The 23,127-nt window shown below is 68.6% G+C and carries 17 protein-coding genes; 11 read left to right on the forward strand and 6 right to left on the reverse strand.

Translation table 11 applies throughout. The features are described from left to right. Window positions 1-107: 107 nt before the first annotated feature. Window positions 108-677 carry a M15 family metallopeptidase gene (locus tag AB4089_RS03345; RefSeq protein WP_441407873.1) on the reverse strand — a complete coding sequence of 190 codons (570 nt, stop codon included), beginning with the start codon at window positions 675-677 and terminating at the stop codon, window positions 108-110. Between AB4089_RS03345 and AB4089_RS03350 the strand changes: the two genes are divergently transcribed. Next, window positions 667-933, forward strand: a complete 267-nt coding sequence (locus AB4089_RS03350) for a hypothetical protein (protein WP_441407874.1) — start codon at window positions 667-669, stop codon at window positions 931-933. The genes AB4089_RS03345 and AB4089_RS03350 overlap by 11 nt on opposite strands. Before the next feature lie 142 nt (window positions 934-1,075). On the opposite strand, the gene coaA is transcribed toward AB4089_RS03350, so the two are convergent. After that, the gene (coaA, locus tag AB4089_RS03355) at window positions 1,076-2,041 is read right to left on the reverse strand and encodes a type I pantothenate kinase (protein WP_441407875.1); all 966 of its coding nucleotides are present in this window, start codon (window positions 2,039-2,041) and stop codon (window positions 1,076-1,078) included. 180 nt (window positions 2,042-2,221) lie between these two features. Here coaA and glmS point away from each other — a divergent pair, with 180 nt between their 5' ends. The 8 genes from glmS (at window position 2,222) to AB4089_RS03395 (ending at window position 15,081) form a co-directional block, all read left to right on the forward strand. Next, complete coding sequence (glmS, locus tag AB4089_RS03360) at window positions 2,222-4,114, forward strand: glutamine--fructose-6-phosphate transaminase (isomerizing) (RefSeq protein ID WP_441407876.1); 1,893 nt, start codon at window positions 2,222-2,224, stop codon at window positions 4,112-4,114. Between the two features lie 4 nt (window positions 4,115-4,118). Beyond that, window positions 4,119-4,466, forward strand: a complete 348-nt coding sequence (locus AB4089_RS03365; protein WP_011692749.1) for a holo-ACP synthase — start codon at window positions 4,119-4,121, stop codon at window positions 4,464-4,466. Between the two features lie 68 nt (window positions 4,467-4,534). Then, window positions 4,535-6,076, forward strand: a complete 1,542-nt coding sequence (locus AB4089_RS03370; RefSeq protein WP_441407877.1) for an NAD(P)H-hydrate epimerase — start codon at window positions 4,535-4,537, stop codon at window positions 6,074-6,076. Between the two features lie 88 nt (window positions 6,077-6,164). Next, the gene (glgX, locus tag AB4089_RS03375) at window positions 6,165-8,627 is read left to right on the forward strand and encodes a glycogen debranching protein GlgX (RefSeq protein ID WP_441407878.1); all 2,463 of its coding nucleotides are present in this window, start codon (window positions 6,165-6,167) and stop codon (window positions 8,625-8,627) included. Further along, window positions 8,624-10,948, forward strand: a complete 2,325-nt coding sequence (treY, locus tag AB4089_RS03380) for a malto-oligosyltrehalose synthase (protein WP_441407879.1) — start codon at window positions 8,624-8,626, stop codon at window positions 10,946-10,948. Before glgX ends, treY begins: the two co-directional genes overlap by 4 nt. Before the next feature lie 45 nt (window positions 10,949-10,993). Continuing rightward, entirely contained in the window at window positions 10,994-12,766 is a 1,773-nt protein-coding gene (gene treZ / locus AB4089_RS03385) for a malto-oligosyltrehalose trehalohydrolase (RefSeq protein WP_441407880.1), read from the forward strand. A 27-nt stretch (window positions 12,767-12,793) separates the two neighbouring features. Next, the gene (gene mgrA, locus AB4089_RS03390) at window positions 12,794-13,831 is read left to right on the forward strand and encodes an L-glyceraldehyde 3-phosphate reductase (RefSeq protein ID WP_441407881.1); all 1,038 of its coding nucleotides are present in this window, start codon (window positions 12,794-12,796) and stop codon (window positions 13,829-13,831) included. A gap of 164 nt (window positions 13,832-13,995) precedes the next feature. Further along, on the forward strand, window positions 13,996-15,081 hold the full coding sequence (locus tag AB4089_RS03395) for an inositol-3-phosphate synthase (RefSeq protein ID WP_441407882.1): 1,086 nt from the start codon (window positions 13,996-13,998) through the stop codon (window positions 15,079-15,081). A 108-nt stretch (window positions 15,082-15,189) separates the two neighbouring features. On the opposite strand, the gene AB4089_RS03400 is transcribed toward AB4089_RS03395, so the two are convergent. The 3 genes from AB4089_RS03400 to mshA all read right to left on the reverse strand — a co-directional run bounded on the left by AB4089_RS03400 (window position 15,190) and on the right by mshA (window position 19,295). Continuing rightward, entirely contained in the window at window positions 15,190-16,107 is a 918-nt protein-coding gene (locus AB4089_RS03400) for a DUF559 domain-containing protein (RefSeq protein WP_441407883.1), read from the reverse strand. Window positions 16,108-16,239: 132 nt separating this feature from the next. Then, window positions 16,240-17,952 carry a formate--tetrahydrofolate ligase gene (locus AB4089_RS03405; RefSeq protein ID WP_441407884.1) on the reverse strand — a complete coding sequence of 571 codons (1,713 nt, stop codon included), beginning with the start codon at window positions 17,950-17,952 and terminating at the stop codon, window positions 16,240-16,242. Between the two features lie 77 nt (window positions 17,953-18,029). After that, window positions 18,030-19,295: a D-inositol-3-phosphate glycosyltransferase gene (gene mshA, locus AB4089_RS03410; RefSeq protein WP_441407885.1), complete on the reverse strand. Its 1,266-nt coding sequence runs from the start codon at window positions 19,293-19,295 to the stop codon at window positions 18,030-18,032. 156 nt (window positions 19,296-19,451) lie between these two features. On the opposite strand from mshA, the gene AB4089_RS03415 reads away from it, so the two are divergent. Next, on the forward strand, window positions 19,452-20,048 hold the full coding sequence (locus AB4089_RS03415; RefSeq protein WP_441407886.1) for a GNAT family N-acetyltransferase: 597 nt from the start codon (window positions 19,452-19,454) through the stop codon (window positions 20,046-20,048). Window positions 20,049-20,107: 59 nt separating this feature from the next. Here AB4089_RS03415 and AB4089_RS03420 read toward each other — a convergent pair whose 3' ends face one another. Further along, on the reverse strand, window positions 20,108-21,529 hold the full coding sequence (locus tag AB4089_RS03420; protein ID WP_441407887.1) for a family 4 glycosyl hydrolase: 1,422 nt from the start codon (window positions 21,527-21,529) through the stop codon (window positions 20,108-20,110). An 81-nt stretch (window positions 21,530-21,610) separates the two neighbouring features. Here AB4089_RS03420 and AB4089_RS03425 point away from each other — a divergent pair, with 81 nt between their 5' ends. Next, the gene (locus tag AB4089_RS03425) at window positions 21,611-22,702 is read left to right on the forward strand and encodes a carbohydrate kinase family protein (RefSeq protein ID WP_441407888.1); all 1,092 of its coding nucleotides are present in this window, start codon (window positions 21,611-21,613) and stop codon (window positions 22,700-22,702) included. The last annotated feature ends 425 nt before the right edge of the window (window positions 22,703-23,127 follow it).

Raw genomic sequence — 23,127 nt, forward strand, 5'->3', positions numbered from 1 at the left:
TTGCGTCGGGGTGTCCCGGCGTTGGGGTGCCAAAGGCGGGGAAAATCCGGCGCGGTCTTACATCCAGGCAGACGTAGGACTCAGGCTTGGGACCTTGCGATGGGGCCCTACAAATATGCCGGCGCCGGCTCCAGACCGAAGTACTCCTCCAGCGTGCCGATGCCGCGGGTGGACATGTCCATGGCCGCCTCGGTGCCGATGAAGCGCAGGTGCCAGGGCTCGTAGTAATACCCGGTGATTTCGTGCAGCATCCACGGGTAGCGGACCACGAAGCCGAAGCGGTGGGCGTTCGCCTTGGCCCAGATTGCCGCCGGCCGGTCCTTGAACTGTGGCGTGAAGCTGTCCGCCCCGCTGCCGTCGCCGATGTCGAAGGCCCACCCCGTCTGGTGCTCCGAAAAGCCGGGCCGGGCGGAGGCAGTGTCGGCCTCGGCCCTGCCCCGGGAGTTCACGTAACTGCCGTAGGTCGCCCGCTGGGTCGTAAAGGAACGGTATCCGCTGGCCAGGGTGATGATGACGCCGTCGGCGGCCGCCGCTGCGAACATCTTTTCCGCCGCGGCCGCCGTCGTGCTGTTCAGCAAGGCCGCCTCGCCGGAGGTGGCCAACCGGACGGCCGGCCGGACCAGATCCGGCGGCACAAACGTGGCGGGGGAGAGCGGGCGGTGCTTGTTGACGATCACCCAGGGGCTGGTGGGGTCCGAGAGTGAATGCTGCGGCCCCGGCGCTGCGGCTGAAGGCGGGCGTGCTGCGGCTGAAGGCGGGCGTGCCGCGGCCGAAGGAGGGGGTGCCACGGCCGACGGCGGGACGGCCGCCGCCGACGCCGGGGTCGCTGAGRGTGAGTCTGCCGGCGAGCTGGATGCCGCCGCGGCGGCTGGCGGCGTGGCGCTGCCGATGCGCGGGGCCGGCGTCGGTCCCGGCGTGCCGGATGGCGTGTAGGGCTGGGCCGGTGTGCAGGCGGACAGCGCAGCCAGGCTGGTGCCCGTCAGCAGGAGGCGGCTGAAGGCCCGGCGGCTGGGCGATTCCGGGCCGGCCGCCGGCCGTCCCAACGCTCCGTCTCCGCCGTCGTAGCACATCTGTGCTAGACCTTCCTCAGCAGCATTCGCCGGATGGAGTGGTCCGCGTCCTTGGTAAGCACCAGCTGCGCGCGGCCCCGGGTCGGGAGGACGTTTTCCTCGAGGTTGGGCTCGTTGATGCGCTTCCAGATCTCACGCGCGGTCTGTTCGGCCTCGGTGTCGGAGAGGGTTGCGTACCGGTGGAAGTACGATTCCGGCTGGGCGAAGGCCGTGCTCCGCAGTTTGCGGAACCGGTCCACGTACCACTCCTCGATGTACGAGGTCTTCGCGTCGACGTAGATGGAGAAGTCGAAGAAATCACTCAGGGCAAGGCCCTGCCGGCCGTCCTGCCGCGGCCGGGCCGGCGCCAGGACGTTCAGGCCCTCGACAATCAGCACGTCCGGCCGGCGTACCACCACTTCCCTCCCGGGGACGATGTCGTAGGTGACGTGGGAGTACCAAGGGGCGCGGACTTCCTCGGCGCCGCTCTTGATCTCGCTCACGAAGCGCAGCAGGGCCCGGCGGTCGTACGACTCCGGAAAGCCCTTGCGTTCCAGCAACTGCCGGCGCTTGAGTTCGGCGAGAGGGTAGAGGAATCCATCCGTGGTGATGAGCTCCACGTTGGGAGTGCCCGGCCAGCGCCGAAGCATCTCCCGCAGGACACGGGCGATGGTGGACTTGCCGACGGCCACCGAGCCGGCCACGCCGATCACGAATGGAGTGCGCTGGGTGCTCTCGCCGAGGAAGGTGGTGGTTGCCGAGTGCAGTTGCCCTGCGGCTTCCACATAGAGGTGGAGGAGCCTGGACAGGGGCAGGTAGACCTCGCGCACTTCCTTGATGTCGAGGGGATCCCCGAGGCCACGGAGACGGAACACGTCCTCTTCATTAAGGGGCTGCTCCATCTGGGCAGCGAGCCGGGACCAGGTCTGCCGATCCAGCTCCACGAACGGTGAGACACCTTCCCCGTTCGCTTCATTGCGTTGCAAAGTCACCCTAGAGATTCTGCCCTTCACGGCGCTGAGAGCGAAATGGACGGGCCGGTGGGAGCCCGAATGGGCCCACCGCAGGCCGGTGCCCGGGCCAGTGCCCGGGTCCGCCGCAGCCGCCCGCAGGGGCGTCCGCACGCCGCCGTCCCACGTCCTCCCTCCGGGAAACCCGCTAGGCTTATGACCATGTGTGGAATCGTTGGATATGTGGGCCACTCAGATGGCCGGGTAAATGCTGGACACAATGCCTTGGACGTTGTCCTTGAAGGATTGCGGCGCCTGGAGTACCGCGGCTATGACTCCGCTGGCATTGCAGTGGTTGCCGACGGGACCATTTCCTCCCGGAAGAAGTCGGGCAAACTGAGCAACCTCATCGGGGAGCTGGAGACCCGCCCGCTGCCGGATTCCCTGACGGGCATCGGCCACACGCGCTGGGCGACGCACGGCGGCCCGACGGACCAGAACGCCCACCCGCACCTGGCCGACGACGGCAAGCTGGCCCTGATCCACAACGGCATCATCGAGAACTTCGCCGAGCTCAAGCTGGAGCTCCTGCGCAAGGGCGTCATCTTCGCCTCCGAGACCGACACGGAGGTAGCCGCAGCCCTCCTGGGCGACATCTACCGCAACCAGCTCGGCGGTGACACGGTCAATGGCGGCCTTACCCGGGCCATGCAGCTCGCCTGCCAGCGGCTCGAGGGCGCCTTCACGCTGCTCGCCGTCCATGCCGACCAGCCGGACGTGGTAGTCGCAGCCCGCCGCAACTCCCCGCTGGTCGTCGGCCTCGGCGAGGGCGAGAACTTCCTCGGCTCCGACGTCTCCGGCTTCATCGACTACACCCGGCGTGCCGTGGAACTCGGCCAGGACCAGATCGTCACGATCACCGCCGACGCCGTGGAGATCACGGACTTTTACGGCGCCCCCGCCGAGGGCAAGGAATACCACGTCAACTGGGACCCTGCCTCCGCCGAAAAGGGCGGCTTCCCGTCCTTCATGGAAAAGGAAATCCACGACCAGCCGGACGCCGTGCTGCAGACCTTGCTGGGCCGCTCTGACATCCACGGCAAGCTGACGCTGGATGAACTCCGTGTCGATCCGGAGCTGCTCAAGAGCGTCGACAAGATCATCGTCCTGGCCTGCGGCACCTCCGCCTATGCCGGCCAGGTTGCGAAGTACGCCATTGAGCACTGGTGCCGGATCCCCACCGAGGTCGAACTCTCGCACGAATTCCGCTACCGGGATCCGATCGTGGACAAGAACACGCTGATTGTCTCCATCTCCCAGTCCGGCGAGACCATGGACACCCTCATGGCCGTCCGCTACGCCAAGGAGCAGGGCGCCAAGACGGTCTCGATCTGCAACACCAACGGGTCCACCATCCCGCGGGAATCCGACGCAGTGCTGTACACGCACGCCGGACCCGAAATCGCCGTGGCCTCCACCAAGGCCTTCCTGGCCCAGATCACGGCCGCTTACCTGCTGGGCCTTTATTTGGCACAGCTGCGCGGCAACAAGTTCCAGGGCGAGATCAAGGACATCCTGGCCGACCTGGGCAAGATTCCCGCCAAGATCCAGCACATCCTCGACAACGAGGCCCAGATCAAGGAACTCGGCGTCTCCATGGCCGACTCCAAGTCGGTGCTGTTCCTGGGCCGCCACGTCGGATTCCCGGTGGCGATGGAAGGTGCGCTCAAGCTTAAGGAGCTCGCGTACATCCACGCCGAGGGCTTCGCCGCCGGCGAGCTCAAGCACGGCCCGATCGCCCTGATCGAGGAAGGCCAGCCCGTCTTCGTGGTGGTCCCCTCCCCGCGCGGCCGCGACTCGCTGCACTCCAAGGTGGTCTCCAATATCCAGGAAGTCCGCGCCCGCGGCGCCCGGACGATCGTGATCGCGGAAGAGGGAGACGAGGCCGTGAAGGCGTACGCCGAGCACGTCTTCTACATCCCGGAGACCCCCACGCTCCTGGCACCGCTGCTCGCGACGGTTCCGCTGCAGATCTTCGCCCTCGCACTCGCCTCGGCCAAGGGTTACGACGTGGACCAGCCACGCAACCTGGCCAAGAGCGTGACCGTAGAATAACGCCATGATCGTTGGCATAGGCGTAGACGTCGTAGACATTGAACGGTTCGGCCGGCAGCTCGAGCGCACCCCCGGGCTGCGCGACAGGCTGTTCGTCCCCGCCGAACGGGAACTGAACACGCGCTCCCTCGCCGCGCGGTTCGCGGCGAAGGAAGCCGTGGCCAAGGTGCTTGGGGCGCCGGCGGGCATGAACTGGCAGGACTGCTGGATCGGGCTGGACCAAAACGGGCCCACCATCCAGGTCAAGGGCACCGTGCTGGCCGTAGCGGAGTCGAAGGGCGTCAAACGCTGGCACCTGTCGATGAGCCATGACGGCGGGATTGCCACTGCGACGGTTCTCGCCGAAGGCTGAGGCGGCCGTCCACGCAACACCGGCCCAAGCGCCAGGCATTCCCCAGCGACCGCGAATGGACTGAAACCATGATCAGCGCCTACACCGGAACCCAGGTACGAGACGCCGAGAAGCCATTTCTCGACGACACCTTGGGCTCCGGTGCGGGCGCTGTTCTCATGCAGCGGGCCGCGTACGGCCTCGCCAACGCCGTGATCAACAGCCTGCGCGGCCGCGGGCAGCGGCTGTACGGCTCCAGCGTGGCCGTGCTGGCGGGCAAGGGCAACAACGGCGGAGACGGGCTGTTCGCCGCCGCGCTGCTGGCCGGCCGCGGCATGCGGACGACGGCGGTGCTCACCGCCGGCTCGGCCCACGACGCCGGGCTGGCCGCGTTCCGGAAGGCCGGTGGCCACGCCGTCGCCCTCGCCGCGGATAACGTGACCGAACTCGCCGCGCTGGCCGGCGGCGCCGACGTCGTGATCGACGCAATCCTCGGGACCGGAGCCCAAGGCGGGCTGCGGGGACCGTCCGCCGAGCTGATCAACGCCCTGGAACGTTCCCGGCCGGGCTCCAGTTCCCCCTTGGTGGTGGCCTGCGACATCCCCAGCGGCGTCGACGCGGACACCGGGGAGGCGAACGCGCCAGTTCTGGCCGCGGACATGACGGTCACCTTTGGTGCCGCCAAGGCAGGCCTGCTGGCAGACCCAGGAGCGGACTTCGCAGGCCGCGTACAGGTCATTCCGATCGGCATCGAAGGAGTGCTGCCATGGCCGGCCCTGCGGCGCCTCGAGGCGGCAGACCTTTCCGCATTGCTGCCCCGCCCGGCGCGGCGGGCGCACAAGTACACCAGGGGAGTGCTCGGGGTAGTTGCAGGCACCGGCGCATATCCCGGCGCCGCGGTGCTGGCCTGCAGGGGCGCCCTGGCCGCCGGCGTCGGCATGGTGCGCTATCTGGGTCCGCCGGACGTCGCCGACCTGGTCCGGCAGGCCTGCCCCGAGGTGGTGTGCAGCACCGGCACCGTGGCCGATACACACGTGCAGGCCTGGCTCGTGGGCTCCGGGCTGGATGACTCCGATGAGCAGCAGCTCCAGCGCGCCCGCGACGCCGCAGACTCGGGCCTGCCCACGATCGCCGACGCCGGTGCACTGCCCGCCCTGCCAGAGGTGCTGGCCCCGCAAGTGATCCTGACACCCCACGCCGGCGAACTGTCAGCGTTGCTTCAGCGCCTCGGGGTCGCACTGGACCGCTCGGCGGTAGAGGCATCCACGCTCAGCGCGGTGCGGCAGGCCGCCGGCCTGACCGAAGCAACGGTGCTGCTCAAGGGCGCCACCACACTCGTGGCCTCGCCCTATCAGGACTTCTACAGCCAGGCCGAGGGCACGCCCTGGATCGCCACGGCCGGCAGCGGCGACGTCCTGGCGGGAATTATCGGTGCGCTGCTTGCGCAACTGGGTGCCGACGTCGGGCGCTTCGGTGACCACGGCATCGACCCGGACGCCAGGTGGGCAGCGATCGCCGCGATGGCAGCGAGCCTCCACGGTCACGCCGGAGCCCTGGCCTCCCGAGGGGGGCCCGTGACGGCAACGGCCATCGCCCGAGCGGTTCCGGAGGTGATGCGGGAGCTGTCATAAACCGGCGCGCTCAGTGCGGCCGAGCAAATACTAACCATACTTACAAGTAGTCTGTCTAGAGAATATTCGTCACGCACGAGGAGTACACATGGAAGTCTGGCCCGGAACGGCTTACCCGCTGGGAGCCACTTTTGACGGCACTGGCACCAACTTTGCCCTGTTCAGCGAACGCGCCGAACGCGTGGAACTGTGCCTCCTGGCTGACGACCTGTCCGAAACCCGGATCGAACTGACCGAGGTGGACGGGTACGTGTGGCACTGCTACCTGCCGCAGGTCCAGCCCGGACAGAAGTACGGCTACCGCGTCCACGGCGAATACGAGCCGGACAACGGCAACCGGTTCAATGCCAGCAAGCTGCTGCTGGACCCGTACGCCAAGGCCATCCAGGGCGAGATCGACTGGGACCCCGCGTTGTTTTCCTATAACTTCGGCGACCCCATGTCCCGCAATGACGCCGACTCGGCTCCGCACACCATGCACGGCGTCGTCATCAACCCCTTCTTTGACTGGGACGGCGACCGCCAGCCGCGCATCCCGTACCACGAGTCCGTCATCTATGAAGCCCACGTCAAGGGCTTGACCGAGCTGCACCCGGAAGTCCCGGAGGAGCAGCGCGGCACGTACGCCGGCGTGGCGCATCCCGCCGTCGTGGAGCACCTGAAGAAACTCGGCGTTACCGCGGTGGAATTGATGCCCGTGCACCAGTTCGTCAACGACGGCACGCTCGTGGAGAAGGGTCTCAACAACTACTGGGGCTACAACACGATCGGCTTCTTCGCCCCGCAGAACACCTACAGCTCCTCGGGGGACGTCGGGCACCAGGTGCAGGAATTCAAGGCCATGGTCCGGGACCTGCACAAGGCCGGCATGGAAGTGATCCTGGACGTGGTCTACAACCACACCGCCGAGGGCAACCACCTGGGCCCCACCCTGTCCTTCAAGGGCATCGACAACGCCGCCTACTACCGGCTGGTGGACGATGACCTGAAGCACTACATGGACTACACCGGCACCGGCAATTCACTCAACGTCCGGCACCCGCACTCCCTCCAGCTGCTCATGGATTCCCTGCGCTACTGGGTCACCGAGATGCACGTGGACGGGTTCCGCTTCGACCTCGCCTCCACCCTGGCCCGGGAGTTCTACGACGTCGACAAGCTCTCCACCTTCTTCGAACTGATCCAGCAGGACCCGATCGTCTCCCAGGTCAAGCTGATTGCCGAGCCGTGGGACGTGGGCCCCGGCGGCTACCAGGTGGGTAACTTCCCGCCGCAGTGGACCGAATGGAACGGCAAATACCGCGACACCGTCCGTGACTTCTGGCGCGGCGAACCGTCCACGCTCGGCGAATTCGCCTCGCGCCTGACCGGCTCGGCCGACCTCTACGAGAGCTCCGCCCGGCGTCCGGTGGCGTCCATCAACTTCGTCACCGCCCACGACGGCTTCACCATGCGCGACCTCGTGTCCTACAACGAGAAGCACAACGACGCCAACGGCGAAGGAAACAACGACGGCGAATCGCACAACCGCTCCTGGAACTGTGGCGCGGAAGGCGAAACCGAGGACGACGCCGTGCTGACGCTGCGCGCCCGCCAGCAGCGCAACTTCATCGCCACCCTCCTGCTCTCCCAAGGCGTCCCGATGCTTCTGCACGGCGACGAGATGGGCCGCACCCAGCAGGGCAACAACAACACCTACTGCCAGGACTCCGAACTCAGCTGGGTGCACTGGGACGCCATGGACCAGCCGCTCGTGGAGTTCACGGCCGTGGTCAACAAGATCCGCCGCGACCACCCCACCTTCCGGCGCAGCCGCTTCTTCGACGGCCGCCCGGTACGCCGCGGCGAGGGCGAGAAACTGCCGGACATCGTCTGGCTCAACACCGACGGCAAGGAAATGCTGCCGGAGGACTGGGACAGCGGGTTCGGCCGGACCATCGGCGTGTTCTACAACGGCCACGGCATCCAGGAACAGGACTCCCGCGGACGCCGCATCACCGACGACAGTTTCCTGCTGGCGTTCAACGCCCACGACGACAACGTCGACTTCCTGCTCCCGGCCGAGGAATACACCCCGTTCTGGGACCTCCTCGTGGACACCGCCGACTCGGCGGACACCGGCCAGCCGCTCAAGGCCGGCAGCGTCCTGAAACTGGCGGCAAAGTCCCTCGTGGTGTTGCGCGCCTACTCGGGCCCGGAGGTGGAGGTGGACTACTCTGCCGCCGCATCCCTGGCCGCTCGGGCCGAGGCTCCGGCGGAAGCGCCTCTGGCTGCGCAGGCTGAGCAAGTGGCCGAGGTTACCGAGGTTCCCGCCTCTGCTGAGTCACCTGCCCAGGCCGCTCCTGCTGAGGCGGTTCCTGCTGAGCCTGAGACGGCCCCTGAGCCGGCCCCTGCACCTGAGCCCGCACCCGAGCCCGAGACGGCCCCCGAGCCCGAGCCGGCCCCCGAGCCTGCACCCGAGCCGGCGAAGCGTGCCCCGGGCAAGCGTGCCCCGGCCGGGAACTCGAAGGGCGCCAAGAAGCCGCGGTCCAAAAAGGGCCCGGCCTCATGAGGTCGCCCGTCTCGACGTACCGGCTGCAGATCCGTCCCGGCTTCACGCTGCAGGACGCCGCGCAGACGGTGCCGTACCTGAAGTCGCTGGGTGTGGACTGGATCTACTTGTCGCCGATCCTCACGGCGGAGCGGGGTTCGGACCACGGCTATGACGTCACGGATCCCTCCGCCATCGATCCGGACCGGGGCGGCGCGGACGGGCTGCTGGCGGTCTCGACCGCCGCGCGGGAGGCCGGCATGGGCGTGCTGGTCGACATTGTGCCCAACCATGTAGGCGTCGCCACACCGGTCCAGAACCCGTGGTGGTGGTCCCTCCTGAAAGAGGGGCGGCAGTCCCGCTACGCGCAGGCGTTCGACGTCGACTGGGACTTTGGCAGCGGCCGCGTGCGGATCCCGGTGCTGGGGGCGGACTCGGACGTGGACGCACTCCAGATCACGGACGGGGAGCTGCGCTACTACGACCACCGCTTCCCGCTCGCCGAGGGCAGCTACACCGCAGGGGACGATCCGCGCGAGGTCCACGACCGGCAGCACTACGAACTGGTCGGCTGGCGCCGGGCGGACACGGACCTGAACTACCGCCGGTTCTTCGCCGTCAACAGCCTGGCCGGGATCCGGGTGGAACTTCCCGAGGTCTTCGATGAAGCCCACGCGGAGGTTGTGCGCTGGTTCCGGGAAGGGCTCGTCGACGGGCTGCGGATCGACCACCCGGACGGCCTCGCCGATCCGGAGGGATACCTGCACCGGCTGCGCGAAGTCACGGGCGGCAGTTACCTGCTGATCGAGAAGATCCTGGAACCGGGCGAAACCCTGCCGGCCGGCTTTGAGTGCGAGGGCACCACCGGCTACGACGCCCTCGCGGACGTGGACCGGGTGTTCGTCGACGCCGCCGGTCAGGGACCGCTCGACGCGCTCGACGCCGAACTGCGCGGCGGCGCCGCCGACTACGAGGAGATGATCCGGGGCACCAAGCGAGGGATCACGGACGGGATCCTGCATTCGGAAATGCTCCGGCTGGCACGCCTGGTCCCGGCCGGAGCAGGGCTGGCCCAGGACGCCGCGGCGGACGCGTTGTCCGAGATCATCGCCGCGTTCCCGGTCTACCGCAGCTACCTGCCGGAAGGTGCGGACGTCCTAAAGGAGGCCTGCGAACTCGCTGTCCGCCGGCGCCCCGAACTGGAAGACCCCGTCGGCGTGCTCCTTCCGCTCCTGCTCGATGCTGGTCCTGACGCTGGCGCGGAGCTGGGGATCCGCTTCCAGCAGACCTCCGGGATGGTCATGGCCAAGGGCGTGGAGGACACCGCGTTCTTCCGCTACACCCGCCTGGGTACCCTGACCGAGGTCGGGGCGGACCCCACTGAGTTTGCCGTGGCGCCGGAGGAATTCCACGCCCGGATGGCCCGCCGCCAGGCCGAGCTGCCGCTGTCCATGACGACCCTCAGCACCCACGACACCAAGCGCAGCGAGGACACCCGAGCCCGGATTTCGGTCCTCGCGGAACTCGCGCCGGAATGGCAGGCCTCGCTGCAGCGGCTGCAGAAACTGGCGCCGCTGCCGGACGGGCCGCTTGCCAACCTGCTGTGGCAGGCCATCGCGGGCGTCTGGCCCGCGGACCGCGACCGGTTGCAGTCCTACGCGCAAAAAGCCGCCCGGGAAGCCGGTAACTCGACCAACTGGTTCGATCCGGACGAGGCCTTCGAGGCGAAACTTGTCGACGCCGTCGACGCCGCCTTCGACATCCCGGAGGTGACGGCGGAGCTGGAGTCCCTCGTGGCCCTGCTGGAGCCGTACGGGGCCGTCAACTCCCTCGGCGCCAAGCTCGTGCAGCTGACCATGCCCGGGGTGCCGGACGTGTACCAGGGCACCGAATTCTGGGACCGCTCGCTGACCGATCCGGATAACCGGCGGCCGTTCGACTTCGGCGCCCGCCGGCGCGCCCTCGCCGCGCTCGACGCCGGCGAGCGTCCGGCGTCGTTCCTGGACGAGGCAGCGAAACTCCTCGTCACCTCGCGGGCCCTGCGCCTGCGGCGGGACCGGCCGCAGCTGTTCACGGGGTACACGCCGGTCACGGCCTCGGGCGCCGCCGCCGCGCACCTGCTCGCCTTTGACCGCGGAACCACCGGCGCCCCGGGCGCGCTGACGCTCGCCACCCGGCTGCCGCGCGGTCTGGAGCAGCGCGGCGGCTGGCAGGACACGACCATCGAACTCGCCGCGGCCATGGCCGATGAACTGACCGGTTCCACGCACGGTCCGGGCACTGTAGCCGTGGGGGAGATCCTGCGGGACTACCCGGTGGCCCTCCTGGTGCCCACCGCGTAGAAGACGGCCTGGAAGCACGCACAGAACCACCGATAGGGGACGGACATGAACACGCCTGGACACGACAGCGCACGCTTTGATCTCTGGGCGCCGGAGGCGGGCACCGTCACCCTGCTCGCCGACGGCCAGGAATACCCCATGAGCCGGCGCAGCGGTGAGCACGGCGGCTGGTGGACCGCTGCCGGGGCGCCGGCCGCCGGGGACGTGGACTACGGCTACCTGGTGGACGGAGACCCCACGCCGCTGCCGGACCCCCGGTCCCGGCGCCAGCCCGCGGGCGTCCACGCGCTCTCCCGCACGTTCGACGCCGGTCACCACCAATGGGCCGACGGCCAGTGGACGGGACGGGAGCTGAAGGGCGCCGTCATCTACGAACTCCACATGGGCACGTTCACCCCGGAGGGAACTCTGGACGCCGCCGTCGGGAAGCTGCAGTACCTGGCGGACCTCGGCATCGACTTCGTGGAGTTGCTGCCGGTCAACGGGTTCAACGGCACCCACAACTGGGGATACGACGGCGTGCTCTGGTACACAGTGCACGAGGGCTACGGCGGGCCCGCGGCGTACCAGCGCTTCGTGGACGCGGCCCACGCCGCGGGCCTGGGCGTCATCCAGGACGTGGTCTACAACCACCTCGGCCCCAGCGGCAACTACCTTTCCCGGTTCGGGCCGTACCTGAAATCGGGGGAAGGCAACACCTGGGGCGACTCCGTGAACCTGGACGGCCCGGAATCGGACGAGGTCCGCCGCTACATCCTGGACAACGCCGCGATGTGGCTCCGGGACTACCACGTGGACGGCCTGCGGCTGGACGCCGTGCACGCCTTCAAGGACGAGCGCGCCGTGCACCTGTTGGAAGACTTCGGTGCCCTCGCGGACCACATCTTCGCCGAGACAGGACGCCCGGCCACCATGATCGCGGAATCGGACCTGAACAACCCGCGCCTGCTCTACCCGCGGGATGCCAACGGTTACGGGCTGGCCGGGCAGTGGAGCGATGACTTCCACCACGCCGTGCACGTCAACGTCAGCGGCGAGAGCACCGGCTACTACGCCGACTTCGACTCGCTGGCGGCGCTGGCCAAGGTCCTGAAGCGCGGATTCTTCCACGACGGCAGCTACTCCAGCTTCCGCGCCCGCCACCACGGCCGGCCCATCGACAGCGAGCTGGTCCACCCTGCCGCCCTGGTGGTGTGCAGCCAGAACCACGACCAGATCGGCAACCGGGCCACCGGGGACAGGCTGTCCCAGACCCTGGGCTACGGGCAGCTCGCGCTCGCCGCCGTCGCCACCCTGACCTCGCCGTTCACTCCCATGCTGTTCATGGGCGAGGAGTACGGCGCAACGACGCCGTGGCAGTTCTTCACCTCGCACCCGGAACCGGAGCTTGGCAAGGCCACGGCCGAGGGGCGGATCCGGGAGTTTGAGCGGATGGGCTGGGACCCCGCCGTCGTTCCCGATCCGCAGGATCCCGAGACGTTCACCCGGTCCAAACTCAACTGGGCCGAGGCCGCCGACGGGGACCATGCCCGGCTGCTGGAGCTGTACCGGGCGCTGATCGCACTGCGCCGCGCCACCCCGGACCTGACGGAACCCGGCTTCGGCGACACCGGGGTGGACTTCAGCGAGGACGAGGGCTGGCTGGTGCTGCGGCGCGGCAAGGTCCAAGTGGCGCTGAACTTCTCCGGCGTGCCGCGCCGCGTCGCCGTCCGCGGCACCGCCCTGCTGCTGGCCACAGACGACGCCGTGCGGCCGGAAGCCGTAGCTGCAGGCCACCTCGACCTCCCCGGCCACAGTGCCGCCATCGTTTCCGAATAAGTATTCGAATAAGGCAGGATATGACGTATGACATATTTGGCAGCTGACACCCGCTACGACTCCATGCCCTACCGCCGCGTGGGACGCAGCGGCTTGAAACTCCCGGCCATCTCCCTTGGCCTGTGGCACAACTTCGGCGATGACAAGCCGTTCGAGGTCCAGCGCGCCATCCTGCGCCGCGCCTTCGACCTCGGCGTCACCCACTTCGACCTCGCCAACAACTACGGCCCGCCCTACGGCACCGCCGAGACCAACTTCGGCCGTCACTTCAAGGACGACTTCGCCCCGTACCGCGACGAACTGATCATCTCCACCAAGGCCGGCTACGACATGTGGCCGGGCCCCTATGGCAACTTCGGTTCCCGCAAGTACCTGCTGGCCAGCCTGGACCAGTCGCTGGGCCGGATGGGCCTGGACTACGTGGACATCTTCTACAGCCACCGCCCGGACCCCGAGACGCCGATGGAAGAGACCATGGGCGCCCTGGACCAGGCCGTGCGTTCCGGCAAGGCCCTCTACGCCGGCATCTCCTCCTACACGCCGGAACAGACCCTCGAGGCGGCCCGGATCCTCAAGGACCTCGGCACCCCGCTGCTGATCCACCAGCCCAGCTACTCCATGCTCAACCGCTGGACCGAGAACGGCAGCCCGAACCTCTACGAGGCGCTGGAGCAGGTGGGCGCAGGGTCCATCGCGTTCTCGCCGCTGGCACAGGGCATGCTCACCGACCGCTACTTGCAGGGCATCCCGGCCGACTCCCGCGCCGCGCAGCACAAGTCCCTCGGCGAATCCATGATCACCGAGGACAAGCTGAGCCGCGTGCGCGGACTCAACAAGGTCGCCGAGGGCCGCGGGCAGACGCTCGCGCAGCTGGCCATCGCCTGGATCCTGCGCGAGCAGGGCAAGGGCTCGTCCGTCACGTCCGCCCTGGTCGGCGCATCCAGCGTCCGGCAGCTCGAGGACACCCTGGCCGCCGTCCAGAACCTGGATTTCACGGCCGAGGAGCTGGACGCGATCGACGAGTTCGCCGTCGAATCCGACATCAACCTGTGGGCCCAGAAGTAACCGGACCCTCCACCTGTCACAGAAAGCCGGGGCCGCGGGAACAACCGCGGCCCCGGCAGTGTTGACTAGACTACTAAGGGCGCCTAGCGGCGCCGTGTCCGCCTGCCGCAGGAGCACAACAGAGTGCTGCCGCGCCGGGCACCCTTGTTCTCAAAAGGAGTTCCGTGTCTTCACATCCGATTCGTGTTGCAATCGTCGGCGTAGGTAACTGCGCCACCTCGCTGGTCCAGGGCGTCCAGTACTACAAAGATGCCGACCCCAAGGCCACGATTCCGGGCCTGATGCACGTGGAGTTCGGCCAGTACCACGTCGGCGACGTCGAGTTCGTTGCAGCGTTCGACGTCGACGGTAAGAAGGTGGGTCAGGACCTGTCCGCCGCCATCCTGGCCAGCGAAAACAACACCATCAAGATCGCCGACGTCCCGCCGACCGGTGTCACCGTCCAGCGCGGCCACACCCTGGACGGCCTCGGCAAGTACTACCTCGAGACCATCGAGCAGTCCCCGGAGGAGCCGGTCGACGTCGTCCAGGCCCTCAAGGACGCCAAGGTTGACGTCATGGTCTGCTACCTGCCGGTCGGCTCGCAGGAAGCAGCCGAGTTCTACGCCCAGTGCGCGATCGACGCCGGCGTGGCGTTCGTCAACGCCCTGCCGGTGTTCCTGGCCGGCACCAAGGAGTGGGCGGACAAGTTCACCGCCGCGGGCGTGCCGATCGTGGGCGATGACATCAAGAGCCAGATCGGTGCAACCATCACGCACCGCGTCATGGCCAAGCTGTTCGAGGACCGCGGCGTCACCCTGGACCGCACGTACCAGCTGAACGTCGGTGGCAACATGGACTTCAAGAACATGCTCGAACGCGACCGCCTCGAGTCCAAGAAGATCTCCAAGACCCAGGCCGTGACCTCCAACGTCGAGGCTGAGCTCGCCGCCAAGGACGTCCACATCGGCCCGTCGGACTACGTCCAGTGGCTCGATGACCGCAAGTGGGCCTTCGTCCGCCTCGAAGGCCGCAACTTCGGCGACGCCCCGGTGTCCCTGGAATACAAGCTCGAAGTCTGGGACTCGCCCAACTCCGCCGGCGTGATCATCGACGCCATCCGCGCCGCCAAGATCGGCCTGGACCGCGGCATCGGCGGCCCGCTGGTTTCCGCGTCGAGCTACTTCATGAAGTCCCCGCCGGAGCAGTTCAACGACGACCTCGCCCGGGAAAAGGTCGAGGCCTTCATCCGCGGCGACCTGGAGCGCTAAACCCGCCCCGCCTCCCGCACCCGTTCCCCCCGGTTGCCCTATCACTTACGGCTCCCAAACCTCTGGTTTGGCCGCTGTAAGTGATAGGGCAACCGGCGTTTAAGGGGGTTAACGGGGACGAAGGGCGGACCGGACTCTTTGGGCCGCGCCGCGGAAGTCATCTGCAAGATCGTCGGCGTTAAATTTGAAATACCGCCAGCCAGCCGCGTTGAACGTTTCGTCGCGGCGGTTGTCCCGGGACTGCTGTTCGCGGGTCAGGTGGTGGCCGCCGTCGTACTGGATGGCCACCCGCTGCCGGCGGTAGCCGAGGTCCGCGGCGGGGGAGTAGGGGTCTTCCGGCACAATCCGGAGCTGCAACTCCGGCTCCGGCAACCCGGCTGCGGTCAGCGCCAAGCGCAGGAATGTCTCGGGGGCAGAGTCGGCGCCGGGCCGGATCAGTGCCGTCGCCTCACGAGCTCTCACGATCCCCTTCAGCTTTGGGTGGCGCTTCAACATCGTGTTCAGCTCGGGAAGGGTTGCCCACGGCTCCGCGCGGTTCTCCAGTTCAGGGCGGGGACGCCGCACCAGCTGATCGCCCACCGCCACGAGATCCTCCAGCGGCAGGATGCGGGCAAGGTCCAGCCAGGTCCGGGCGGGTGTTGAAATTCGGATTCCGTCCAGGACCATGAGCTCGTCGTCGAACGCAAGAACGGTATGCCCAACCACGCCCGCACGCCGGACCGGCGGCAGGGCACGGCACTTGCTCAGATGCAGTTCGCGGCAGCCGAGGTACCAGGACGGAAGCCACAGCCCCAGCAGTACAGCCGCCGTGAGGTGCGAAATCCACGCGCCCGGCGTAGCAGCAGACAGGGCACGGGCCAGGCTTCGGATTTCAAACTCCCAACCCGTCGGCACATGGATCAGCCGGCCCGCCGAGCTGAGGTCGGAGGAACGGAGCCGGGCACTGCCCAGGCTGGCGGCTCGCGCCTCATAGACCGTGAACGGGGCGGCGGAAAGGTGGGCCGGCAGGGGTGCTGGTGGGTGCATGCGGACCATTCTGGTCCGAACGCCGGGTCCCCGCTCCGGTTATCCACAGGGCCCCGGTTGCGCTATCACTTGGAGCGGTCAACAGCGGTCAAAGGACCGAAATGGCAGCCCAAAGTGATAGCGCAACGGGGGTTAGAACAGGCCGACCGGGTTGCCGGCGTCGTCGACGTCCATCCGCATCGCGGCCGGGACCTTGGGCAGGCCGGGCATGGTCATGACCGCGCCGGTGAGGGCCACGATAAAGCCGGCCCCGGTCTTGGGGATGAGGTCCCGGACGTGGATGGTGAAGCCCTTGGGGGCGCCGAGCCGGGTGGCGTCGTCGGTGAAGGAATACTGGGTCTTCGCCATGCACACCGGCATCCCGGACCAGCCGTTTTTCTCGATCTCCGCCAGCAGTTTGAGCGCGGGCACCGAGAAGTCCACGCCGTCGGCACCGTAGACCTCCTGCACGATGGTCCGGATCTTGTCCTCAACGGACATGTCCAGCGGGTACAGGTGGCGGAAGCTGTGCGGGGTGTCGATCGCTGCGGCTACCTTCGCCGCGAGCTCGTCCCCGCCGTCGCCGCCCCCGCCGCGGCCCCAGACGTCGGCCACAGCGGCCTGCACACCCTCGGCGGCGCACCACTCGAGCAGCCAGTCCAGTTCCTCGGCGGTGTCCGTGCCGAATTTGTTGACCGCCACCACCGGGATGATGCCGAACTTCTCGACGTTGCGGATGTGGCGCTGCAGGTTGGCGACGCCGGCGGCGAGGGCTTCGACGTTGGGTTCGGTGAGCCGGTCCTTCGGCACGCCGCCGTGCATCTTGAGCGCCCGGACGGTGGCGACGATGACGACGGCGGACGGGGCGACGTCGGCTATCCGCGACTTGATGTCCATGTACTTTTCGGCACCGAGGTCCGCGCCAAAGCCTGCCTCGGTGACCACGATGTCCGCAAGGCTGCGGGCCGTCTGCGTGGCGATGAGGGAGTTGCAGCCGTGGGCGATGTTGGCGAAGGGCCCGCCGTGCACAAGGGCCGGGGTGCCGGCGATGGTCTGCACGAGGTTGGGCTTGATGGCGTCCTTGAGCAGCATGGTCAGGGCGCCCTGCACGCCGAGATCGGCCACTGTGACGGGCCGGCGGTCATAGGTGTAGCCGAAGGTGATCCGGCCCAGCCGTTCGCGCAGATCGTTGAGGTCCGTGGCGAGGCAGAACACCGCCATGATCTCCGAGGCCACGGTGATGTCGAAGCCGTCCTGCCGCGGCGTGCCCTGGGCCGGTCCGCCGAGCCCGATCACGACCTCCCGGAGAGACCGGTCGTTCATGTCCAGGACCCGTTTGAAGGTCATCCGGCGCGGGTCGATGTTGAGCTCGTTGCCTTGGAAGATGTGGTTGTCCACGAGGGCCATGAGGGCGTTGTTCGCGGAGGTGATGGCGTGGAAGTCGCCGGTGAAGTGCAGGTTGATCTGGTCCATCGGCAGCACCTGGGAGTACCCGCCGCCGGTGGCGCCGCCCTTCATGCCCAGGATGGGTCCGAGGGAGGGTTCGCGCAGGGCGATCATCACCTTGTGCCCGGCCCGGGCCAGGGAATCGGCGAGGCCGACCGTGGTGGTGGACTTGCCCTCGCCCGCCGGGGTGGGGGACATGGCCGAGACCAGCACGACCTTGCCGGAGGCCCGTACGGGGGCGCCAGCCGGAACGGTCAGCTTCGCGGGATCGATCTTGGCCTTATAGGGCCCGTAGAGTTCCAGCGCGTCCGGGTTGATGCCGGCGGCCGCGGCAATCTCCACGATCGGCTTCATGACGGCCCGCTGGGCAATTTCAAGGTCGCTGGGCACGTTGTTCCCGGCAGTGGTGGTCTCAGACATCGTTGTCCTTCGGCTCGTGGCTTCGGCGGGTTTGTCCCGCTCCGGTGTTGCCGGGCGGGGGTCGGGGCGGATCCGGTTCAGGGCGTGTGGCCCACCGGGATGGTCAGGCTTCCAAAATACTGGCTCACGGCAGTGTGATAGCTCTCCAGCGTTATCGCGGCGGTGCGCTGCCAGCCGAAGTCCTGGGCGTGGATCGCGGCGGCGCGCCCCATATCCGTGCGCGTTTGGGTGTCATCGAAGAGCGCTTCGAGGGCGTCCGCCCAGTCGCTGGCCTTGTGGCCCTCGATCAGCATCCCCGTGCGCCCGTCCTGCACGGCGCGGGAGAGGCCACCCACCTTCGTGGCCAGGACGGGCGTGCCGCAGGCCTGTGCTTCCAGGGCCACCAGACCGAAGGACTCGCTATAGGAGGGCATCACCACGACGTCGGCCGACCGGTACCAGCCGGCCAGCTCCGGGGCGTTCACGGGCGGGTGGTGCGTGGCGACGTCGTCCATTCCGGCGGCGCTGATCAGCGACTTGAGGTTGAAGTCCTTGGCGCCGCTGACGGCCCCCAGAATGGTCAGTTGCAGGTCGATGTCCGGGCGCCGGGAACGCAGGAGCGCGGCAGCCTTGACCAGGATCTGCGGGCCCTTCAGCCGCTGGATCCTGCCCGCGAACAGCAGGTGGAACTTGCCCGGGGCAATGCCATGCTGGGCCCTGGCACGGTTCCTGAAGGCCGGCGTGAAGACCGCCAGGTCTACGCCCGGCGGGGCGACGTCGATGCGGTCGATGTCTGCGTTGTAGTGCGAGACCAGCTCGGCCGCCTCGGTGCCGGTATTGGCGACCAGCCGGGACGCGCCGTCGACAATCCGCTGCTCGCCGTCCTCGCGCCGCCGCGGCTCGGGCTGCTCGCCGGACTCCAGGAGCTGGTTCTTGACCTTGGCCATCGTGTGCATGGTGTGGATGAGGGGCAGCTGCCACAGCTCCGCGAGCTCCAGCCCGGCCACCCCGGACACCCAGTAGTGGGAATGGATGACGTCATACCGGCCGTGCGGCTGGAGGTGCCGGATGCGGTCGATCTCGGCGACCATGCTGTGCAGCAGCTCCGGCAGCTCCTCCTTGGGCAGCTTCCGCGGCGGGCCGGCGAGGACGTTGTGCACGCACACGCCCGGGGAGGGGTGTTCGACGGCGGGCTGCGAGGCTGAGGTGGACCGGGTGAAGATCTCCACTTCCACGCCCGTCTCGGCCAGGGCCGCCGCCAGCGCCCGCACGTACACGTTCATTCCGCCGGCGTCACCGGAGCCGGGCTGCTCCATGGGCGAAGTGTGCAGGGAAAGGAATGCGACGCGGCGGATCAGCGACACGGTTCCCCTTTCCCTTTCGGAGTGCATTGTCTTGCACAATTTCCACTGCAAAATGCGTTTCGATAAAACACTACTCCTGAAGTGCCGGCCGGTTCACGGGTCACGCTTTGACCCATACCGGGCGGCAACCATGATCGTGCTGCTAACGTGGCCGCTGTGAGCGCATCTGCAGAATCTGGTCCGGCAGCCGGGTGGACAATCCGGGAGGCCCGCCCGGAGGACTGGCCGGGCATCTGGGCGATCCTGGAACCCGTCATCCGGGCCGGGGAGACTTTTACGTGGGACCGGGACACCGCCGAGGACGAGGCCCGCGGGCGCTGGTTCAAGCAGGCGCCGGGGCAGACCTTCGTCGCGGTCGCCGTCGGGCCCGACGACCTGGCCGGTGACGCGCCCGGCGATGTGTCCGGTGACCTGGCTGGTGACGGCGAGCCGGCAGCGGGCGCCGTCCTTGGCACCGGCGAGCTGCACCCGAACCAGGGCGGCGGCGGCAGCCATGTCGCCAACGCCGGCTACATGGTCCACCCCGCCCAGGCCGGCCGTGGACTGGCCCGGGCCCTCTGCGCCTATTCGCTAGAGGCCGCGCGTGAAGCCGGCTTCCGGGCCATGCAGTTCAACGCGGTCGTTGAGAGCAACGTCCGGGCGGTTGCGGCCTGGAAGTCCATGGGTTTCGAAGTGCTCGCGACCATTCCCGAGGCGTTCAACCACCCGGAGCTGGGCTATGTGGGACTGCACGTGATGTACCGGAAGCTGTAGGGGACTGCCCGCTGATGGCGGGCCGCTCCTGCTGGCGGGCCGCTACTGGCCACCGGTCGTTACCGGCCGCCCTGCCAGAGGCGGCCCAGCTCCGGGAACGCGGATTCGTAGCCGGCGAGCAGTTTGCCGGCCAGGTCCGCCGAATCCACGAGCGGATGCCGGGCGAAGGCCGCGAGGGCTGCCTCCCGCCGACCCGTGGTCGCCGCCTCCACGACGAGCCGCTCGACGTCCTTGACACGCCGCATCAGTTCCAGTTGCGCCGGGCCGGGACGATCCTGCGGGACCGGCGCGGCGCCGTCGGGTGTCACCCTGCACGGAACCTCGACGACGGCGTCCGCCGGCAGTCCCGGGACGGCCGGCACCGCCGGCGCCGCAGACCCCGCACCGGCATCACGCGCCGGGCCGGTGGCGCCGCGGACCGTGTTGAGGGTGTTGAGGATCAGGCTGGCCGTGCCGCCTCCGGACAGGGCCCGCATGGCCGCCAGGGCCACCCGCTCGTAGCCGCCGCCGGCGAGGTCGGTCTCGTCACGGTGTTCGCCCGAGGCGCGGGCCTCCGCGAGATAGCCTTCCTCGCGGGACCGGCGGGCCGCATCCCAGAGGGCGAAAGCGTTGGGTCCCGCGGCAGCCAGCCGGGGATAGAGATCCGCTTGCTGACGGGCGATGGATTCCCCGCGGGTCAGGTCCGCACCACGCATGCCGGCGACAGCCCGGGCGGTGCAGTAGTAGTAGAAGAGGTACTCGTTGGGCAGGCAGCCAAGGCCGGCGAGCATCTCCGGCGGGAACAACCGCCCTTCTTCGAATCCGGCCAGCGCCGCAGGGTTCGCGAGCAGCTCCGGGAGGGCGTCCCGGCCTCCGGCCTCGAGCCGGTACAGCCAGCCGAGGTGGTTCAGGCCGTAGTAGCCCACGCCGTCGAGCGTGCCCTCCGGCAGTGCGACGCCGGCAGCCCGCGCCGCGCGGTGCACCAGGCCGCTGGCTGAGTCGCAGATCCCGATCACCCGGTGCCCGAGCACCGGGACGAGGGCCTCGGTGACCATGCCGGCCGGGTTGGTGAAGTTCAGCAGCCACGCCTCGGGGCAGCGGCGGCGCATCTCCTCGGCGAGATGCAGCATCGGCGGAATGGACCGCAGCGCGTAGGAGATGCCGCCGGCGCCGGTGGTTTCCTGGCCCAGGAGCCCGAGGTCCAGGGCCACCCGCTCGTCGGCGGTCCGCCCGGCGGTGCCCCCTGGCCGGATCGCGGCGAAGACCATGTCGGCGCCGTCGAGGGCCTCGGGGAGGGAGGACACGGCACGGACACTCGGGCCGGAACCGGGCGGGCCGTGCCGGGCCAGGGAGGCCAGGACCGCCTCGATGGCCGCCAGCCGGGCCGGGTCGACGTCGTAAAGCACCAGCTCCCGCACCAGCCCCGCGAACGGGCCGGCAGAGAGCGCCCGGTAGACCAGCGGGACCCGGAACCCGCCCCCGCCGGCGATCGTGAGCCGCATGCGGAACAGTCTATTCCCCGCTGGTCACGGCCCGGCTTCCCGCAGTATCCCTCGACGGACGTACAGCGTAGTGTGCCGTATATGGACGCGAACCCGACGCGGCGTTTTGACCCGCTGTCCGCCGTCCGCAGCCCCGCCGCGGACGGGTTCGACCTGCTCCTGACCGGCACCGTGTTCCAGGACATCATCTTCACCGGGCTGCCCCACGCGCCCGAGCCCGGGACGGAAATCTGGAGCGACGGGATGGGCAGCTGCCCCGGGGGTGTCGCCAACCAGGCGATCGCCGCGTCCCGGCTGGGGCTGCGGACCGGCCTGGCCGCCGTGTTCGGCGACGACGGCTACGGCGACTACAACTGGAAGATCCTGGCCGCCCAGGAACATGTGGACCTGTCCCTCTCGCGGCGCGTGCCGGGCTGGCATTCGCCCGTCACGGTGTCCTTAAGCGTGGAGAAAGACCGGTCCATGGTGACGCACGGGCACCCGGCACCGGTGTCCTCCAGCGAACTGGTCGGCTGTCCGCCGCCGGCGCTCGCAGCCGTTGCCGAGCTGGGGGAGGAACTCGAACCGTGGGCCGTCGATGCGCAGAAGAATGGCGTCCGGCTGTTCGGCGACGTCGGCTGGGATCCCACCGGCGCGTGGTCCTCGTCCCGGCTGGACAACCTGAGGTATTTCCACGCCTTCATGCCGAACCAGCATGAAGCCATGAACTTCACCGGCCGCGACGACCCGTGGTCCGCGTTGTATTCGCTCGCGGACCGGGTCCCGGTGGCGGTGGTCACGCTCGGCGCCCAGGGGTCCATGGCCGTCGATTCCGAAACCGGGGAGGAGGAGTGGGTCCCGTCCCTGCCTGTCCGCGCATACGATCCCACGGGTGCCGGGGACTGCTTCGGCGCGGCGTTCATTGTCGGGTCCCTGGCCGGCTGGCCGCTGGGCGACCGGCTCCGCTTCGCCAATCTGTGCGCCGCCCTGGCTGTACAGGAGGTTGGCGGCTCACTTGCAGCACCCGGTTGGGGGGACATTGCCGACTGGTGGCAGCGGGCCAACGCCCGGAAGGAACGCCAAGGCAGTCAATGGCTGCGCCGCTACCGCTTCCTGGAGGACATTGTGCGCGATGTTCCGCCCGGGGCGCAGCGGCGGGCGACGGCGACCATCGCGCACCTGTCCGACGCGTAGCTGCGCCACCGGAGCATGGCCTGGCGGTTCCCCGGGTTCGTGCCACCACAGGACATGTCCCGCGACGGGGCTGGGGCGTGGGCAGGTATCTGTTGTGCCCCGTGGTTGGTGTGAAGAATGGGCATGTCCCGCGGGGGAGTGCCGGTGGTGGGTCTCCGGGGTTCCGCCACCACTGGACATGTCCCCTGACGGGGCTGGGGCGTGGGCAGGTACGTGTTGTGCCCCGTGGTTGGTGTGAGGAATGGGCATGTCCCGCGGGGGAGCGCCGGTGGTGGGTCTCCGGGGTTCCGCCACCACTGGACATGTCCCCTGGCGGGGCCGGGGCGTGGGCAGGTATGTGTTGTGCCCCGTGGTTGGTGTGAGGAATGGGCATGTCCCGCGGGAAGGGAGGGCATGTCCAGCGGTGGACCTGCCCGCGGATTATT

Source organism: Arthrobacter sp. 2MCAF15 (assembly GCF_052115605.1).
Classification (GTDB): domain Bacteria; phylum Actinomycetota; class Actinomycetes; order Actinomycetales; family Micrococcaceae; genus Arthrobacter.

Bases quoted from the DNA above. Each gene is read 5' to 3' on its own strand.
- AB4089_RS03425 (WP_441407888.1), top strand. From the start codon at position 21,611: ATGGACGCGAACCCGACGCGGCGTTTTGACCCGCTGTCCGCCGTCCGC.
- AB4089_RS03370 (WP_441407877.1), top strand. From the start codon at position 4,535: ATGATCAGCGCCTACACCGGAACCCAGGTACGAGACGCCGAGAAGCCA.
- AB4089_RS03405 (WP_441407884.1), bottom strand. From the start codon at position 17,952: ATGTCTGAGACCACCACTGCCGGGAACAACGTGCCCAGCGACCTTGAA.
- glgX (WP_441407878.1), top strand. From the start codon at position 6,165: ATGGAAGTCTGGCCCGGAACGGCTTACCCGCTGGGAGCCACTTTTGAC.
- treY (WP_441407879.1), top strand. From the start codon at position 8,624: ATGAGGTCGCCCGTCTCGACGTACCGGCTGCAGATCCGTCCCGGCTTC.
- AB4089_RS03365 (WP_011692749.1), top strand. From the start codon at position 4,119: ATGATCGTTGGCATAGGCGTAGACGTCGTAGACATTGAACGGTTCGGC.
- mgrA (WP_441407881.1), top strand. From the start codon at position 12,794: ATGACATATTTGGCAGCTGACACCCGCTACGACTCCATGCCCTACCGC.
- glmS (WP_441407876.1), top strand. From the start codon at position 2,222: ATGTGTGGAATCGTTGGATATGTGGGCCACTCAGATGGCCGGGTAAAT.
- AB4089_RS03420 (WP_441407887.1), bottom strand. From the start codon at position 21,529: ATGCGGCTCACGATCGCCGGCGGGGGCGGGTTCCGGGTCCCGCTGGTC.
- treZ (WP_441407880.1), top strand. From the start codon at position 10,994: ATGAACACGCCTGGACACGACAGCGCACGCTTTGATCTCTGGGCGCCG.
- AB4089_RS03400 (WP_441407883.1), bottom strand. From the start codon at position 16,107: ATGCACCCACCAGCACCCCTGCCGGCCCACCTTTCCGCCGCCCCGTTC.